Raw genomic sequence first — 13,692 nt, forward strand, 5'->3', positions numbered from 1 at the left:
CAATGGCAAGAGGGGGAGGCATGGCAGGTTTCAGGGCCGACACCGGCCGGATGCGCGAATCCGCCAACGGGTTCCGGCGCGCCGGCGACCACGCGGGCACGGCGGCGGGTTCGCTGGGTGCGACCACCGTCCCGAGCGGCGCGTTCGGCATCTCAGGTCCGGGACGAGGGCTGGCGGCGGACCTGGACGCGATCGTCGGACGTCGTCGTGACCGGGTCGCGCGGCGCCGCGACCGGCTGGCCGAGATCGCCGAACAGGTCCGCGCGGAAGCCGACGAGTACGACCGCGTCGACGCCGACAACACCGAGGACGTCAACCGATCCGGCGAGGGCCTGCGATGACCCACCCCGCACTCCAGAAGGCGATGGACGGCTGCGTGCGGCTCGCGCAGGCGGCAGGCCAGGTCGGTTCACCCGACCCGATCGCGGCGATCCGGCAGATCGACTACGACCCGCAGGCGATCGAGGCCTACGTCCAGCAGCTCGGCACCGCCGCGGCCGACCTCGACAAGGCCATCGAGGAACAGGAGAAGGCGCAGGCCGAGCACGAGGCGAGCACCGAGGGTTCCGCGTCGGACTCGGCGAGCGCGGCCATGAGCGAGGAGCTGGCCGAGCTGCGCGACGAGCGCAAGCAGCTGGACACGCTGATCAATGAGGTCGCCAGGATCGCGCAGAAGATGGACGAGTTGGCGCGCGTCGCGTCCGACGAGATCCTGACCATCGCCGGGCAGGCCGACCCCGCCGTCTCCATGGTGCTCGACGGGAGCTGGCTCGAAGACGCGGTCGACGGCCCGGTGGCCGAGGAGACCGTGCACCTCGCCGTCGCCGACATCATCAAGGTGTGCCAGGCGACCCAGGACGAGGTCGCCGCGCTCCGGTCCGAGCTCAACGCGCAGATGGACGCCGCCGAGACCGGCGGCCAGGCGGAGGCCGGCACGTCACAGGGCGGTCCCGCGCAAAGCGGTCAGTCGCAAGGTGGCGAGTCACAACAAGGCCAGTCCGAGGGCGGCCCGTCCCAAGGCCAGTCCCAGGGCGGCTGAAAACCCGGAGATCGACGACGGGCCGGTCGCCGACTGCGGCGACCGGCACGTCACGTCACGCGGTCTCGGGGATGTCCTGCCGGGTGTTGGCCAACGCCAACCCGGTGCGCAGCGACCCGACCGCCTCGGCCACCGCCTCCCGGAACACACCACCCACACCCAGGATGTTCGCGTACCCGTGGAACAGCCCCTCGTACCGCCGCAACACCACCGGCACGCCCTGCCGCGCGAGCTTCTCCGCGAACGCCTCGCCCTCGTCCCGCAACGGGTCGAAGCCGGCCGTCGCCAGGTACGTCGGCGGCAGCCCGCTGAGGTCCTCCGCCAGCAACACGGACAGCCGCGGATCGGTGTGCGCCTCGCGTGACGGCGCGTAGTGGTCGAGGAACCAGTCCATCTTCTCGTCGGTGAGGAAGAAGCCGTTGCCGAACAGCTCCCGCGACCGCCGCCGCACCGAAGCGTCCACCGCCGGGTAGAACAGCAGCAGGAACACCGGCTTCACCTCGCCCGCGTGCAACGCCGTCACGGCCGCCAGGTTGCCGCCCGCGCTGTCACCGCCCAACGCGATCCGACCCGGGTCGATGTTCAGCTCGTCGGCGTGCGCGACGGCGTACTCGAACGCCGTCCGCGCGTCCTCCGCCGCTGCCGGGAACGGGTGTTCGGGCGCGAGCCGGTAGTCCGCCGACAGCACCCGCACACCACCCTCGACGGCCAGGAACCGGCACAGGTTGTCGTGGCTGTCCAGGTCACCGCTGACCCACCCGCCACCGTGGTAGAAGACCAGCAGCGGCGAGCCGTCGGCCAGCCCGGTCGGCTCGTAGAACCGCGCGCCGACGCCGTCCAGCGACAGCGACCGCACCGCCACGCCGCCGATGACGGGACCGCGGACCAACGCGTTGCTGCGGGACAGCGCGGAGCGGTTGGCGGCGGGCGTGGTCGTCTGCCACTCCTCACCGGTGAGCTGGCTCAACCGCAGCAGGAGCTGGGCTTCCGGGTGGAGCCGCTGACCGTCGAGCGTGATCGGTCGGCCGGCGATCAGCCCGCGCAGCGGCGCGGGCAGACCGAACACGAAGCGCAGGGCGCCGGCGAGGACGCCGGGAGGGATCGACTCGGCGAGCTTCGACATGAGACGCACGTTACTCGCCGGTAGGGACCGAAGCGAGTAGTGGACCTCGGCCTAGGTGGAGGTGGCAGGATCGGAAACCATGACGGTCACCGTGGTGGGCATCGGCGGGTCCCTCCGCCCCAACTCGCAGTCCGAGCGCGCGATGCGGATCGCGTTGGAGGGCGCGATCGAGGCCGGCGCGAAGGTCGTCGAGATCGCCGGCCCCGACCTGGTGCTGCCGTTCTACGACCCTTCCATCCCCGACCGGCCGGACAACGCCCGCCGACTCGTGGAGGCGCTGCGCCTCGCGGACGGCGTGGTGCTGGTCTCACCCGGCTACCACGGCACGGTGTCCGGCCTGGTCAAGAACGCCCTCGACTACATCGAGGACCTGCGCGGCGACGAGCGCCCCTACCTGGACGGCCGCGCGGTCGGCTGCGTGGCGGCGGCGCAGGGCTGGCAGGCGTCGGTGACCACGTTGACCGCGTTGCGCTCGATCGTGCACGCGCTGCGCGGCTGGCCCACGCCGTTGGGTGCGGCGGTGAACTCGCGTGAGGTCGAGTTCGACCTCGAAGGCGGGTGCTCGGTGCCGTCGGTGGCCGACCAACTCCGCACGATCGGGCGACAGGTGACCGAGTTCGCAGTGTCGAGGACCAGCTGACGGGGTACCTGTGAGGGCGTGAGTTGCCACACGACCGGGTGTGGTTCGGCTTCGGCCGGGTGTTGGGTTCGATCGTCAGCCCAACACCAGCTCAAGGGAGAGCGTTCACCATGCAGGTGCTCTACACCGCGGAAGCCATCGCAGTCGGAGACGGTCGCAACGGCGAGGTCCGGTCCTCGGACGGCGTGATCGACGAGCAGCTCTCCACGCCCAAGGAGTTGGGCGGTCCCGGCGGTGACAAGACCAACCCCGAGCAGCTCTTCGCCGCCGGGTACGCGGCGTGCTTCCACAGCGCGCTGAAGGTCGCCGCCCGCCAGGTCAAGACCAAGATCGGTGAGACGACGGTGACCGCGAAGGTCGGTCTCGGCCCCAACGGCGAAGGCGGCTTCCAGCTGACCGTGGAGCTGGCGACGCACATCCCGGGCGTCGAGCAGGCCGTGGCCGAGCAGCTGGTGGCCGCCGCCCACCAGATCTGCCCGTACTCCAACGCGACGCGCGGCAACATCGAGGTGGCTCTCACGACCACCGTGTGAGGAGGCGTCAGACCATGAGCAAGTCCCCGATCACCAGTCCGCTGTCCGAGGCCGACAAGGTGTCGGTGGGTGCGGTCCTCCAGGCCACCCTGGTCGACCTGGTCGACCTGTCCCTGGTGGCCAAGCAGGCGCACTGGAACGTGGTCGGCAAGAACTTCCGGAGCGTGCACCTCCAGCTCGACGAGCTGGTGACGACCGCCCGCACCTACACCGACGAGGTGGCCGAACGCGCCGCCGCGCTGGGCATCTCGCCCGACGGCAAGGCGCGGACCGTGGCCGAGGGCTCGGGTGTGCCGGAGTTCCCCGGCGGCTGGCTCAAGGAGGACGAGGTCGTCACGGCGATCGTGACCGCGCTGGCCGAGCTGGTCCAGCGGTTGCGCGGCCGGATCGACGAGACGGACAAGTCCGACCTGGTCACCCAGGACCTGCTGATCGAGATCACCAAGAACGTCGAGCAGGCGCACTGGATGTGGCAGGCGCAGCAGGCGTGAGGCGGGGTGAACGGCCCCGGGCGTCCGTTGGACGCCCGGGGCCGCGGTGTCGTCAGAGCATTTCGACGGCCTGTTCCTCCAGTTCACGCGCCTGGTCGACGAGTGTCGCCAGGCGCTTCAACAGCGCGCGGACGGTCGTCTCGGACGGCGGCGCGGCGGCCATCGCGGCCTGGAGCCCGTCCACCCGGTCGTTCAACGACCGGATCGCCGCCGTGGCCGCCGCGCCTTCGGTGAGCTGGAGGCGCAGGCGTTCGGTGACGATCTCGTCGTAGGCCCGGGCGACCGGTCAGGAGGTAGGGCGCGGGACGGCGCCTGCCGGCACCTTAAAGCACGCGTCGCACGAACGCGACCTCGGCGGCCGTCTGCCGGATGGTCTCCGCGACCACCAGCGAGCCGTGCCCGGCGTCGTACCGGTACACCTCGTACGTCGCACCCCGTGCGGCCAGCCGTTCCAGGTAGTTGTCGATCTGCCGGATCGGGCAGCGCGGGTCGTTCTCGCCCGCCAGCACCATCACGGGCGCGCGCACCGCGTCCACGTACGTCAACGGCGAGCACTCGTGGTACCGGTCGGGCAGCTCCTCCGGCGAACCGCCGAACAGCGCCCGGTCGAACGCCCGCAGCGGCTCCATCTCGTCCTCGTAGGCGGCCAGGTAGTCGGCCACCGGCACGCCCGCGACACCGGCCGCCCACCGCTCCGGCTGCGTGCCGAGCGCCAGCAGTGACAGGTAACCGCCCCACGACGCGCCGTTGACCACGCACTTCGCCGGGTCGGCGAACCCGGACGAGACGGCCCAGTCGTGCACCGCCGCCACGTCCTCCAGCTCGGTCAGCCCCGGCCGGCCCTCGATCGCGTCGCGCCACTTCGAGCCGTACCCGGTGGAGCCCCGGTAGTTCACGTGCACCACGGCGAACCCGGCGTCCAGCCACACCGCGCGGTAGGCGGAGAACCGGTCCTCGTCCGACGAGTGCGGCCCGCCGTGCAGGTGGAATACGGTCGGCAATGGACCGTCGGGCGCGCCGGCCGGGCGTGCCACGAGCGCGTGCACGTCACCCACGAACACGTCGGTCAGGTCGACGGACGCCGGCGCCTTGTGGCCGGGCGGCTCCAGCAGCACGCGTTCGTCGCCGTCCGCGTCGAGCACCCGCACCACACCCGGCTGCCCGGCCGAGGACCACGAGTACTCCACCGCGCCGTTCGGCCGCACGTTCGCGCTGCCGACCGTCCCGTGTGGAGTGTCCAATGCATACAAAACACCGGTGCCGAGGTCGTAGCGGTGCAACGTGTTCCGCGCCTGGAACGTGTGCACGACCAGCAGCGACCGCGCGTCCGGGTACCAGTCGGCGCTGATCTCGCCGGGCAGGTCGATCACGATCTCGATCTCGGTGTCCGCCGCGACGTCCCAGATCAGCAGCTCGTCCTTGCCGCGCCGCTCGTGCCCGACCAGCAGCCGGTTGTCACCGCGCACCGGGCTGAACGCGATCGCGTCCAGGCCCTTGCCCGGCCCGTCCCACTTCTCGGCGACCGTCTCGCCGGACGGCGTCACCACGCGCAGCGCGGCGTGCCGGTTATCGCCGTGCTCTGAGTGCGACAGCACGACCAGCGTCTCGTCCTTGGACAGCGCGGACACGCCGCCGTCGTTCTCGTGCTGGTAGATCACCTCGGCCGAGCCGCCGCCACGCGCGACGTACACCGTCGTGCCGTCGTCGGTGGACGTGCCGACCGCGACCACCTCGTGCCCGATCTCCAACCCCGCCGGGTACCCGGCCTGCACGCCGTCCACGGCGGGCTTCGGGTCACCGCCCCGCTCGAACGGCTCGCTGACCCACGTGCCGAACTCGTCGCCGTCCGTGTCGGCGAACCACCAGATGGTCTCGCCGTCCGGGCTCAGCGCGGCGTGCGACGTGCCGTTCGGGCGGTCGGTGACCTTGCGGTGGCTGTCCGTGGCGCGGTCCCAGGCGTAGATCTCCCACACGCCGCTGGAGTTCGACAGGTACAGGCTGCGGTCCGGCGCGTCGTCCGCCCAACCGGGCAGGCTCACGCGCGGTGCCGTGAAGCGGGCCCGCCAGCGGGCTTCGGCCTCGGCGTCGGCGAACAGCTGGTCGGGCACTTCGGCGGTCGGGTGCGTCGTCACACCCCCGATCCTGCCGGCTTCCGCGCGGTGATCAGGTAGTAGTCGACCAGACCCCGCTCGAACGCGCGCAACCAGTTGCGGTCCCACCGGTCCGGGCGCGGTCCCAGTTCGAGCCACCGGTCCAGGCCCCGCCAGACGTGCTCGCCGATGCTGTGCGCGGTCACCTGCTCGAACCCGGCTTCGCGGAGGTGGTCCAGCACGTCGTCGACCGGGTGGGCGAGGTCGAGGCCGGAGGCGAACGTCTTCAGCAGCTCGGCTAGCTGCTGCCCGGCCCGGTCGTGCCGGGCGAAGAAGGTGGTCAGCGCGAACCGGCCGCCGGGTGCGAGCACACGGGCGCTCTCGCGCGCGAACCCCGGGACGTCCTCGAAGTGCTGGGCGGCCTCGACGGACAGCAGGGCGTCGAACGAGGCGTCGGGGAACGGCAGGTCGCTGGACGAGCCCTGGACGAACGCCACCCGCGGGTCGTCGTTGGCTGCTGTCGCCCGCGCCACCTGCTCCGGCGTCAGGTCCACACCGCGCACGAGGCCGGGGTCGCGGTGCAGGACGCGGCGCGCACCCAGCCCGCGTCCGCAGCCCACTTCGAGCACGTGGTCTCCCGCGCGCACCGGCAAGGCGTCCAAGACGACGTCGTACAGGGCTTCCTGGGTGGCGACGCGCTGCTCGACGGTCAGGTCGCCGTCCAACGGGATGCCCGCCCAGTACCCGAAGTTGATGAAGCCGCCCGCGAACACCGGCAACGCCGCCAGGTCGCCCGCGCCGTACACCCGCTGCACTTCCGTCCGGTCTGCCACACCCCGATCTTGCCGATTAACGTGCGGGGCATGACTGGGGAGAGCTTCGACTTGGCGCAGGTGAACATCGGCCGGATGCTCGCGCCGCTGGACAGTCCGCGGATGGCGGGTTTCGTGGCGGCGTTGGAGCCGGTGAACGCGGTGGCCGACCGGGCGGCGGGTTTCCGGTGGCGGTTGCAGACCGAGGACGGCGACGCGACCGCGATGCGGGTCTTCGACGACGAGTGGCTGCTGGTGAACATGTCGACGTGGGCGTCGCACCAGGCGCTGGTCGACTACGTGTACGGGCCGGAGCACGTGGCCGTGCTGCGGGAGCGGCGGCAGTACTTCGAGCGGCCGGCCGAGGCGATGACCGCGCTCTGGTGGGTGCCGGCGGGCCACCGGCCGACCGTGGCGGAGGCGCAGGAACGGCTGGTGAGGCTGCGGGAGCAGGGTCCGACGCCGTTCGCGTTCACGTTGCGTGAGACGTTCCCGGCGCCGGACGCGACGGAGGGTGACCTGGTCGTGCGCGACCTGACGGGCTGCGGGGTGGACTAGCGGTCGAGTTCCTCGGCCAGGATCCGGTCCAGCTTGTGGGACGCCCTGACCGTGGCGCGGCAGGTCAGGGCGACGAGCGCGGCGGCCGTCGCGAAGACCACTGCCACCACGGGCGAGGTCAGGAGCGCGAGGACACCGGCTAAGCCGAGCGCGACCTGGGTCCAGGCCACGACGGGGACCCAGCTCTTGGTGGTGGTCGTGATGATCATGTGAGTTTCTCCCTGTGTCGCGGCGGGGGGCGCTGGAGCGGGCGCGTTGACTCGTCGTCGTCCGAACCCCGCCGCTTGTTACGCACCGTGATTTGAATCGTCAACTTTCACCTGATCGGGTCAACGGAACGTGACGAACCTTCGGGTGGTTGGCGTAGTGGGGCACTTAATCAACAGCGGGGAGTGACTCGTAACGTCCTCGTTGGTCCGAACGAATCACGGATTACACGGTGGTGACTACAGGGGAGGTCTGACCGATGATCGAGAACACGGTTCGGCAGGGCGGTCGCGTCGGGTGTGTTGATGCCCTGGGTCGTCGGCGGACGCTGGAGGTCACGCTCACCGAAGAGGGCAACGTCTGCATCCACACCCCGCCCGGCGAGTCGGCGAAGCTCGACTGGAACGAGGTCGGCGAACTCCTCCGACGCCTGGCCGAACTCCGCCCGCACGTGAAGTAACGCCTGGTCGGGAGGGTCGGCGGACCCTCCCGACCACCGCGCTCGTCCGTCAAGCCCGCTCGCGTCCCTTGAGCAGGGGCAGGAAGACCTCGTCCACGATCTCCACGATCGTGGCGTCCGGCACGGTGGCCAGGCCTTGTGTCAGGTATTCGTTGCGCAGCAACCCGATCGCCACGGTCGCGACCCGCGGGTGCAGGGCCTCCGCTGACAACTCGCCGCGTGCGACCGCCCGGACCAGCATCGTCAGCCACGCTTTCAAGCCGCCGTCGCCCAACTGGTTCTGCAGCTGCGCGAGCAGCTCGGGTTCGTCGCCGATGCCCGCCAGCAGGCCGCGCAGGACGTCGCCGCGTGGTGACGACTGGTCGCCGTTGATCCGGCGCAGCATCGTCAGCACGTCGGTGCGCAGGTCACCCGTGTCCGGCGGGTGGAGTTCGACCTCGGCCAGCTGCCGGTAGGCGGCGACGCCGAGCGCCGCGCGGTTCGGCCAACGCCGGTAGATCGCGTTCTTGTTGGTGCCCGCGCGTTTGGCGACGCGGTCCATGGTGAGCCCGGCGTACCCCGACTCGATCAGTTCGTCGGCCGCCGCGTTCAGGATCGCCTGCTCCAGCGCCGCGCCGCGCCGCCTGGTCGCACCTTCCACGTGCACTCCTCCTGGGTACTGGAAGTACCTTACTGAAGTCGGTGACGTACTAGGTAGACATGGGTTTAAGGTACTTGACGTACCTTAACTTGAGAGGGTGGACATGCGAGCCAAGGGCATCACCTACGACACCGGTTTCCTCAACGGGGGCGTGAGCACGCACCCGTCGTTCGACCTGGCGACCGTGCGGGAGGACATGCGCGTGATCCGCGAGGAACTGCACTGCACGGCGGTGCGCGTCACCGGCGGCGACCCCGACCGGCTCGAACTGGCCGCCACGATCGCGGCGGACGTGGGCTTGGAGGTGTGGTTCTGACCGTTCACGTGCGACCTGACCCGGGACGAGCTGCTGGACCTGCTGGCCGACTGCGCCACCCGCGCCGAGCGGCTGCGCGCGGCCGGGGCGGAGGTCGTGTTCGTCACCGGCGCGGAGTTGAGCCTGTTCACCAAGGGCTTCCTGCCCGGTGACGACCTCGACGAACGACTGGGACTGCTGGCCGACCGCGGCCGGCTGGTCGCGGCGCTGCCCACGGTCCCGTCGCTGATCAACGACTTCCTCGGCAAGGCGGTCGCCGTGGTGCGCGAGCGGTTCGGCGGCAAGGTCACGTACGCGTCCATCCAGTTCGAGGGCGTCGACTGGGAGCCGTTCGACTTCCTCTCGATCGACCTGTACCGGACGGCCGGGATCGCGGACCGGTTCGTGCCCGCCGTGCGCCGACTGGTGGCGTCCGGCAAACCGGTCGCGATCACCGAGTTCGGCAGCGCGACGTTCCGGGGCGCGGCGGCGCGGGGCGCGGAGGGCGGCATGATCGTCGTGTACGAGGGCGCGGAGCCGGTCGGGCTGGACGGCGACTACACGCGTGACGAGGACGAGCAGGCCGCCGTGATCCGCGAACTGCTGGAGGTCTTCGAGGCGGAGGACGTCGACAGCGCGTTCCTGTGCACCTTCGCCTGCTACCACCTGCCGCACCGCCCCGACGACCCGCGTCGCGACCTCGACCTGGGCGGCTACGGCGTGGTGAAGGTGCTGGACGACGGCACGTGGCGGCGGAAGGCCGCGTTCGGCTCCGTCGCCGAGCACTACCGGGGCTGAAAAGGGTTGGCGGATCGACGTGCGCACCACTCCAATGGATCCGTGATCAACCACACGGAACTGAACCGCCGCTACTGGGAGGACAGCGCCGCCGCCTGGCACGGGCCGTTGGCCCGGGAGCACTGGGCGCGCACGGAACCCCGCTGGGGCCTGTGGGCGACGCCGGAGTCGCAGGTCTCGGCGCTGCCCCCGGACCTGTCCGGGATGGACGTGATCGAACTCGGCTGCGGCACCGCGTACGTGTCGGCGTGGCTGGCCAGGCTGGGCGCCCGGCCCGTCGGCATCGACATCTCGGCCAAGCAACTCGCCACCGCCCGCACCATGCAGGCCGAGTTCGGCCTGGAGTTCCCGCTGATCCTCGGCGACGCCGAACAGGTGCCGCGCGACGACGCCACGTTCGACCTCGCGATCAGCGAGTACGGCGCGTCCCTGTGGTGCGACCCGTACCGCTGGATCCCGGAAGCCGCCCGCCTGCTCAGGCCCGGCGGACACCTGGTCTTCCTGCACCGGTCGCCGCTGTTCGCCCTGTGCACCCGCGAGGGCGGCACGGCGTCGACGTCGTTGCAGCGCCCCCAGTTCGGCCTGCGGCGGGTGGACTACAGCACGTCGGCGGAGTTCACCCTGGGCCACGGCGAGATGCTGCGGCTGCTCCGGTCGTCCGGCTTCACCGTCGAGGACCTGATCGAGATCCAGGCCCCGGACCCCGCGCACCGCGAGTACGACGACGTCTCGTCGTCGTGGGCGCACCAGTGGCCGAGCGAGGAGATCTGGAAGGCCCGCCTGACCACCTGACCGCTGACCACCTGACCGCGGATTGCTGCTGTACCGGGGTTGTACCCCCGGATGCTCTGCTGGCCACCGGCTTGTCGACAGGCGGTTCTCATGGCCCTCAACAAGCTCGCCGCCGAGCGGTGGTTCAACCGCTGAACCCCCGGCAGGCCACCAGGTCGTGCTCTTCGTCCCGAACCGGGGCGGGTGCGTCGACGCACCCGTCGAACAGGTCGACTTGGGTTACCAGGACGCGGCGGGCGTACTGCGGCGCCTGCACGAGGCCTGGCACGGCACGACGTCCACGGCACGGATCACCGCGGCGGCCTGCTCCTCCCGCTCGCCCTGCTCCTGGCGGGCGCGGTGGTCTCCGCGCAGCCGGCGGCGCCACGCCGATCGGGGCCGGGCGAGGAGATCCGGAAGGCGCGTCTGCCATCTCCGCAGGTGAGGTAGGTGGACTCACTCGAACGAGCAAATCTATGATCGCTGGGGTAGACATTCGCACGTGATCGTGTGTAGTGTTCTCCTTGTACGAGAGAGAACGTCCGATCGGCACGGGAGATGACGAACTACCCGTGCAGCAAGGGCAGTCGGCAGGCAAGTACCGGGAGCGCAACCGAATTACGCACGACAGCAATGCCGCAGTACGCAGTACAGCAATGCGCAAGACCCGGAGCCGACAGCCGCAGGTGGTAGTCGAAGGACGGTCAGGCGAGCTGGGGCCGATCAGTGGAAGGGGTTCCAGCCGGTGGCCGAGGACGGTCGGCGAGGTGAGCCGGAGCGGGCGAGAAGTCCGGTGCCGATCGTCGAGTGGTGACAGGCAAGTCGATAACCAGAGGAGAAGGGAAGGGTTTTACACCATCGGATCGCCTGCCTCGGGCTGAAGTCGGCCGGGCGGGTACCGCAGTCCAAGAAGATTGGAAGGTGGTCTCCGGTTACGCGAATGCGATCCACGCAGTCTCCGCTGCTCGTGCGGATGACGCGGAAGCAGTAAGCCGACCTCGCGGTCGGTTGGTGGGAACCCATAACCCCGGGGCCCCGGTGCCGAACGGCACCGGGGCCCCTCGTGGCGCGGAGGTGCGATGACCCCAGAAACAAACGAGCCGCGACCTGCGGCTGACAAGTTCGACGACGACCACTACCCCGCTTACACGATGGGCAGAGCAGCGGAGATGCTCGGCACCACGCCGGGATTCCTGCGCAGCCTGGACGAGGCGAAGCTGATCGAGCCGGAACGCTCGTCAGGCGGCCACCGCCGCTACTCCCGGTACCAACTGCGGTTGGCGTCCCGGGTCAGGGAATTGGTCGATCAGGGCATGGGTCTGGACGCCGCGTGCCGCATCGTCACCCTCGAGGACCAACTCGAGGAAGCCCGCAACCTCAACAAGCAGCCCCCGCCGGCTCCCGATCAGCCGTACCCGCCGTTGCGGGGCATGTGACCCGTCGAGGGGCCGGGGACGTCGACCGGACACATCCAAGGGGCGCGCGTCACGGATTCCTACTCCGTGACCCGCCGTCCCGTCGCCGTCCCGGTTCCCGCGTCTGCTCCCGAACGGAATCTCAGCCGCACCTCTTGCGCTTCTGTCACCAGCCCAGACGACTCAGGGCCTTACCGAAGGATCTCGGTAAGGCCCTGAGCTGCGTCGGGGTGACAGGATTTGAACCTGCGACCTCTTCGTCCCGAACGAAGCGCGCTACCAAACTGCGCCACACCCCGGCGTGGGATCGAACGAGGTGAACTCTACCTGATGCTCCGACCCACTCCGAACCGGGTATCACTTTCTGCCTCGGACGGGGTTTGACCTGCGTCGACGGGGCGCGCGACCAAGGTCAGCAGGCTCGCCTCCGGAGGGCAGGCGAAGCGCACCGGGGCGTACGGCGACGTGCCCAGGCCGGCGGAGACGTTCAGCCACGTGTGCGCGCCCCAGCGGGAGACGCCGCGGGCGCGTGAGCGGTCCAGTTCGCAGTTCGTCACGAGTGCGCCGTAGCCGGGGATGCGGAGTTGGCCGCCGTGCGTGTGGCCGGCCAGCACGAGGTCGTAGCCCTCGGCGGCGAACGGGTCCAGGACGCGGGGCTCGGGCGAGTGGGTCACGCCCAGGCGCAGCGGGACGTCCGGGATCGGGCCGCTGATCTCGTCGAACCGGTCGCGCTTGAGGTGCGGGTCGTCCAGACCGGCGGCGAAGATCTCCTGGCCGTTCACCTCGAACCGGACGCGGGTGTGGGTCAGGTCCAGCCAGCCGCGCTCGATCATCGCCGCACGCAGGTCCCGCCACGGCAGCGGGATGCCGTGGATGCGCTTCGTCTTCGCCGACGGCAGCAGGTAGCGGGCCGGGTTCTTCGGGCGCGGCGCGTAGTAGTCGTTGCTGCCGAACACGAACACACCCGGACGGTTCAGCAGCGGGCCCAGGGCGCGGACGACGGCGGGCACGGCCTGCTGGTGCGCCAGGTTGTCCCCGGTGTTCACCACGAGGTCCGGCTCCAGCTCGTCCAGCGCGGCGACCCAGCGCTGCTTGGACTTCTGGCCCGGCATCATGTGCAGGTCCGACAGGTGCAGCACGCGCAACGGCGACGAGCCGGGCGCGAGCACCGGCACCGTCGCTTCGCGCAACGTCCACCGCCTGCGCTCGATGCCCGCCGCGTACGCGAGCGTGGCGGTGCCCAGGGCGGTGGTGGCTAGCAGCGTTCGGCCGAGCGTCTTCACGTGGTCGAGGGTAGGGCGTTAACCGATTCGGGGTGCGACGGGCCGCCCGGTACCGTTCCGGCTCATGGCGGAGTTGAAGGCGAAGTTGCAGGCGGATCTGACAGTGGCGATCAAGAACCGGGAGACGGTTCGGGCGGGCGCGCTGCGGATGACGTTGGCCGCCCTCACCACCGAAGAGGTCTCCGGCAAGACCGCTCGCGAGCTGAGCGACGACGAGGTGCTGAAGGTCATCACCCGCGAGGTGAAGAAGCGCAAGGAGGCGGCGGAGGCGTTCGCCGGCGCCGGGCGGACCGAGCAGGCCGAGTTGGAGCAGGCCGAGTCCAAGGTGCTGGAGGCCTACCTGCCCGCGCAGCTCGGTGACGACGAGCTGGCCGCGCTGGTCGACGCCGCGATCGCCCAGGTGGCGGAGCAGATCGGCGAGCAGCCGGGGCAGCGGCAGATGGGCCAGGTCATGAAGGCCGTCAACGCGCAGGTCGCGGGGCGTGCCGAGGGTGGGCGAGTGGCGGCGGCGGTCAAGGCGAAGCTGGCGTAGGCCGG

Annotated in this window: 20 protein-coding genes and 1 tRNA gene; 12 read left to right on the forward strand and 9 right to left on the reverse strand. The window is 70.5% G+C overall.

Annotated elements, in window-relative coordinates; translation table 11 throughout:
* Positions 1–20 precede the first annotated feature (20 nt).
* Positions 21–341: a type VII secretion target gene (locus FM051_RS26740; RefSeq protein WP_158848033.1), complete on the forward strand. Its 321-nt coding sequence runs from the start codon at positions 21–23 to the stop codon at positions 339–341.
* Complete coding sequence (locus FM051_RS26745; RefSeq protein WP_158848035.1) at positions 338–1,039, forward strand: hypothetical protein; 702 nt, start codon at positions 338–340, stop codon at positions 1,037–1,039. The genes FM051_RS26740 and FM051_RS26745 overlap by 4 nt, the downstream gene beginning before the upstream one ends.
* A 55-nt stretch (positions 1,040–1,094) precedes the next feature.
* On the opposite strand, the gene FM051_RS26750 is transcribed toward FM051_RS26745, so the two are convergent.
* On the reverse strand, positions 1,095–2,162 hold the full coding sequence (locus FM051_RS26750) for an alpha/beta hydrolase (protein WP_158848037.1): 1,068 nt from the start codon (positions 2,160–2,162) through the stop codon (positions 1,095–1,097).
* 79 nt (positions 2,163–2,241) lie between these two features.
* On the opposite strand from FM051_RS26750, the gene FM051_RS26755 reads away from it, so the two are divergent.
* The 3 genes from FM051_RS26755 to FM051_RS26765 all read left to right on the forward strand — a co-directional run bounded on the left by FM051_RS26755 (position 2,242) and on the right by FM051_RS26765 (position 3,826).
* Positions 2,242–2,802 carry an NADPH-dependent FMN reductase gene (locus FM051_RS26755; RefSeq protein WP_158848039.1) on the forward strand — a complete coding sequence of 187 codons (561 nt, stop codon included), beginning with the start codon at positions 2,242–2,244 and terminating at the stop codon, positions 2,800–2,802.
* 110 nt (positions 2,803–2,912) lie between these two features.
* A complete protein-coding gene (locus FM051_RS26760; RefSeq protein WP_158848041.1) occupies positions 2,913–3,335 on the forward strand; it encodes an organic hydroperoxide resistance protein in 423 nt (140 codons plus the stop codon).
* Between the two features lie 14 nt (positions 3,336–3,349).
* Complete coding sequence (locus FM051_RS26765; RefSeq protein WP_158848043.1) at positions 3,350–3,826, forward strand: Dps family protein; 477 nt, start codon at positions 3,350–3,352, stop codon at positions 3,824–3,826.
* A gap of 52 nt (positions 3,827–3,878) precedes the next feature.
* Here the strand turns inward: FM051_RS26765 and FM051_RS26770 are convergent, their stop codons facing one another.
* The 3 genes from FM051_RS26770 to FM051_RS26780 all read right to left on the reverse strand — a co-directional run bounded on the left by FM051_RS26770 (position 3,879) and on the right by FM051_RS26780 (position 6,749).
* A complete protein-coding gene (locus FM051_RS26770) occupies positions 3,879–4,022 on the reverse strand; it encodes a hypothetical protein (protein ID WP_158848045.1) in 144 nt (47 codons plus the stop codon).
* 127 nt (positions 4,023–4,149) lie between these two features.
* Entirely contained in the window at positions 4,150–5,958 is a 1,809-nt protein-coding gene (locus FM051_RS26775; protein WP_158848047.1) for a prolyl oligopeptidase family serine peptidase, read from the reverse strand.
* A complete protein-coding gene (locus FM051_RS26780) occupies positions 5,955–6,749 on the reverse strand; it encodes a class I SAM-dependent methyltransferase (RefSeq protein ID WP_158848049.1) in 795 nt (264 codons plus the stop codon). Before FM051_RS26780 ends, FM051_RS26775 begins: the two co-directional genes overlap by 4 nt.
* 30 nt (positions 6,750–6,779) lie before the next feature.
* Here FM051_RS26780 and FM051_RS26785 point away from each other — a divergent pair, with 30 nt between their 5' ends.
* A complete protein-coding gene (locus tag FM051_RS26785) occupies positions 6,780–7,286 on the forward strand; it encodes a DUF3291 domain-containing protein (protein WP_158848051.1) in 507 nt (168 codons plus the stop codon).
* Here the strand turns inward: FM051_RS26785 and FM051_RS26790 are convergent.
* The gene (locus tag FM051_RS26790) at positions 7,283–7,495 is read right to left on the reverse strand and encodes a hypothetical protein (RefSeq protein WP_158848053.1); all 213 of its coding nucleotides are present in this window, start codon (positions 7,493–7,495) and stop codon (positions 7,283–7,285) included. The genes FM051_RS26785 and FM051_RS26790 overlap by 4 nt on opposite strands.
* A gap of 257 nt (positions 7,496–7,752) precedes the next feature.
* Between FM051_RS26790 and FM051_RS26795 the strand changes: the two genes are divergently transcribed.
* A complete protein-coding gene (locus tag FM051_RS26795; protein WP_158848055.1) occupies positions 7,753–7,953 on the forward strand; it encodes a hypothetical protein in 201 nt (66 codons plus the stop codon).
* 49 nt (positions 7,954–8,002) lie between these two features.
* On the opposite strand, the gene FM051_RS26800 is transcribed toward FM051_RS26795, so the two are convergent.
* Positions 8,003–8,593 carry a TetR/AcrR family transcriptional regulator gene (locus tag FM051_RS26800; RefSeq protein WP_238412675.1) on the reverse strand — a complete coding sequence of 197 codons (591 nt, stop codon included), beginning with the start codon at positions 8,591–8,593 and terminating at the stop codon, positions 8,003–8,005.
* 97 nt (positions 8,594–8,690) lie between these two features.
* Here FM051_RS26800 and FM051_RS53745 point away from each other — a divergent pair, with 97 nt between their 5' ends.
* From FM051_RS53745 to FM051_RS26810, 3 genes are all read left to right on the forward strand, one after another.
* Positions 8,691–8,909, forward strand: coding sequence for a hypothetical protein (locus FM051_RS53745; RefSeq protein WP_338019497.1), 219 nt, complete (start codon positions 8,691–8,693; stop codon positions 8,907–8,909).
* Positions 8,910–9,005: 96 nt separating this feature from the next.
* Complete coding sequence (locus FM051_RS26805) at positions 9,006–9,686, forward strand: hypothetical protein (RefSeq protein ID WP_338019498.1); 681 nt, start codon at positions 9,006–9,008, stop codon at positions 9,684–9,686.
* A 42-nt stretch (positions 9,687–9,728) separates the two neighbouring features.
* On the forward strand, positions 9,729–10,478 hold the full coding sequence (locus tag FM051_RS26810) for a class I SAM-dependent methyltransferase (RefSeq protein ID WP_202919045.1): 750 nt from the start codon (positions 9,729–9,731) through the stop codon (positions 10,476–10,478).
* A 124-nt stretch (positions 10,479–10,602) separates the two neighbouring features.
* Here the strand turns inward: FM051_RS26810 and FM051_RS26815 are convergent, their stop codons facing one another.
* Positions 10,603–10,746, reverse strand: a complete 144-nt coding sequence (locus FM051_RS26815; RefSeq protein ID WP_158848059.1) for a hypothetical protein — start codon at positions 10,744–10,746, stop codon at positions 10,603–10,605.
* Positions 10,747–11,536: 790 nt separating this feature from the next.
* Here FM051_RS26815 and FM051_RS26820 point away from each other — a divergent pair.
* Positions 11,537–11,893 (forward strand): helix-turn-helix domain-containing protein, encoded by a 357-nt coding sequence (locus tag FM051_RS26820; protein ID WP_158848061.1) that lies wholly within the window; start codon positions 11,537–11,539, stop codon positions 11,891–11,893.
* Between the two features lie 204 nt (positions 11,894–12,097).
* On the opposite strand, the gene FM051_RS26825 is transcribed toward FM051_RS26820, so the two are convergent.
* A tRNA-Pro gene (locus FM051_RS26825) sits at positions 12,098–12,171 on the reverse strand.
* Positions 12,172–12,195: 24 nt separating this feature from the next.
* Positions 12,196–13,155, reverse strand: a complete 960-nt coding sequence (locus tag FM051_RS26830) for a metallophosphoesterase (protein WP_158848063.1) — start codon at positions 13,153–13,155, stop codon at positions 12,196–12,198.
* Between the two features lie 64 nt (positions 13,156–13,219).
* Here FM051_RS26830 and FM051_RS26835 point away from each other — a divergent pair, with 64 nt between their 5' ends.
* Entirely contained in the window at positions 13,220–13,687 is a 468-nt protein-coding gene (locus tag FM051_RS26835) for a GatB/YqeY domain-containing protein (protein WP_158848065.1), read from the forward strand.
* Positions 13,688–13,692: the final 5 nt, after the last annotated feature.

The organism is Saccharothrix deserti (assembly GCF_009769385.1).
In the GTDB taxonomy this organism is placed as follows: Bacteria; Actinomycetota; Actinomycetes; order Mycobacteriales; family Pseudonocardiaceae; genus Actinosynnema; species Actinosynnema deserti.

Excerpts from the sequence above, each read along its gene's own strand:
- FM051_RS26765 (WP_158848043.1), top strand. The coding sequence starts at position 3,350 with ATGAGCAAGTCCCCGATCACCAGTCCGCTGTCCGAGGCCGACAAGGTG.
- FM051_RS26795 (WP_158848055.1), top strand. The coding sequence starts at position 7,753 with ATGATCGAGAACACGGTTCGGCAGGGCGGTCGCGTCGGGTGTGTTGAT.
- FM051_RS26740 (WP_158848033.1), top strand. The coding sequence starts at position 21 with ATGGCAGGTTTCAGGGCCGACACCGGCCGGATGCGCGAATCCGCCAAC.
- FM051_RS26745 (WP_158848035.1), top strand. The coding sequence starts at position 338 with ATGACCCACCCCGCACTCCAGAAGGCGATGGACGGCTGCGTGCGGCTC.
- FM051_RS26790 (WP_158848053.1), bottom strand. The coding sequence starts at position 7,495 with ATGATCATCACGACCACCACCAAGAGCTGGGTCCCCGTCGTGGCCTGG.
- FM051_RS26760 (WP_158848041.1), top strand. The coding sequence starts at position 2,913 with ATGCAGGTGCTCTACACCGCGGAAGCCATCGCAGTCGGAGACGGTCGC.
- FM051_RS26750 (WP_158848037.1), bottom strand. The coding sequence starts at position 2,162 with ATGTCGAAGCTCGCCGAGTCGATCCCTCCCGGCGTCCTCGCCGGCGCC.
- FM051_RS26820 (WP_158848061.1), top strand. The coding sequence starts at position 11,537 with ATGACCCCAGAAACAAACGAGCCGCGACCTGCGGCTGACAAGTTCGAC.
- FM051_RS26755 (WP_158848039.1), top strand. The coding sequence starts at position 2,242 with ATGACGGTCACCGTGGTGGGCATCGGCGGGTCCCTCCGCCCCAACTCG.
- FM051_RS26785 (WP_158848051.1), top strand. The coding sequence starts at position 6,780 with ATGACTGGGGAGAGCTTCGACTTGGCGCAGGTGAACATCGGCCGGATG.
- FM051_RS26835 (WP_158848065.1), top strand. The coding sequence starts at position 13,220 with ATGGCGGAGTTGAAGGCGAAGTTGCAGGCGGATCTGACAGTGGCGATC.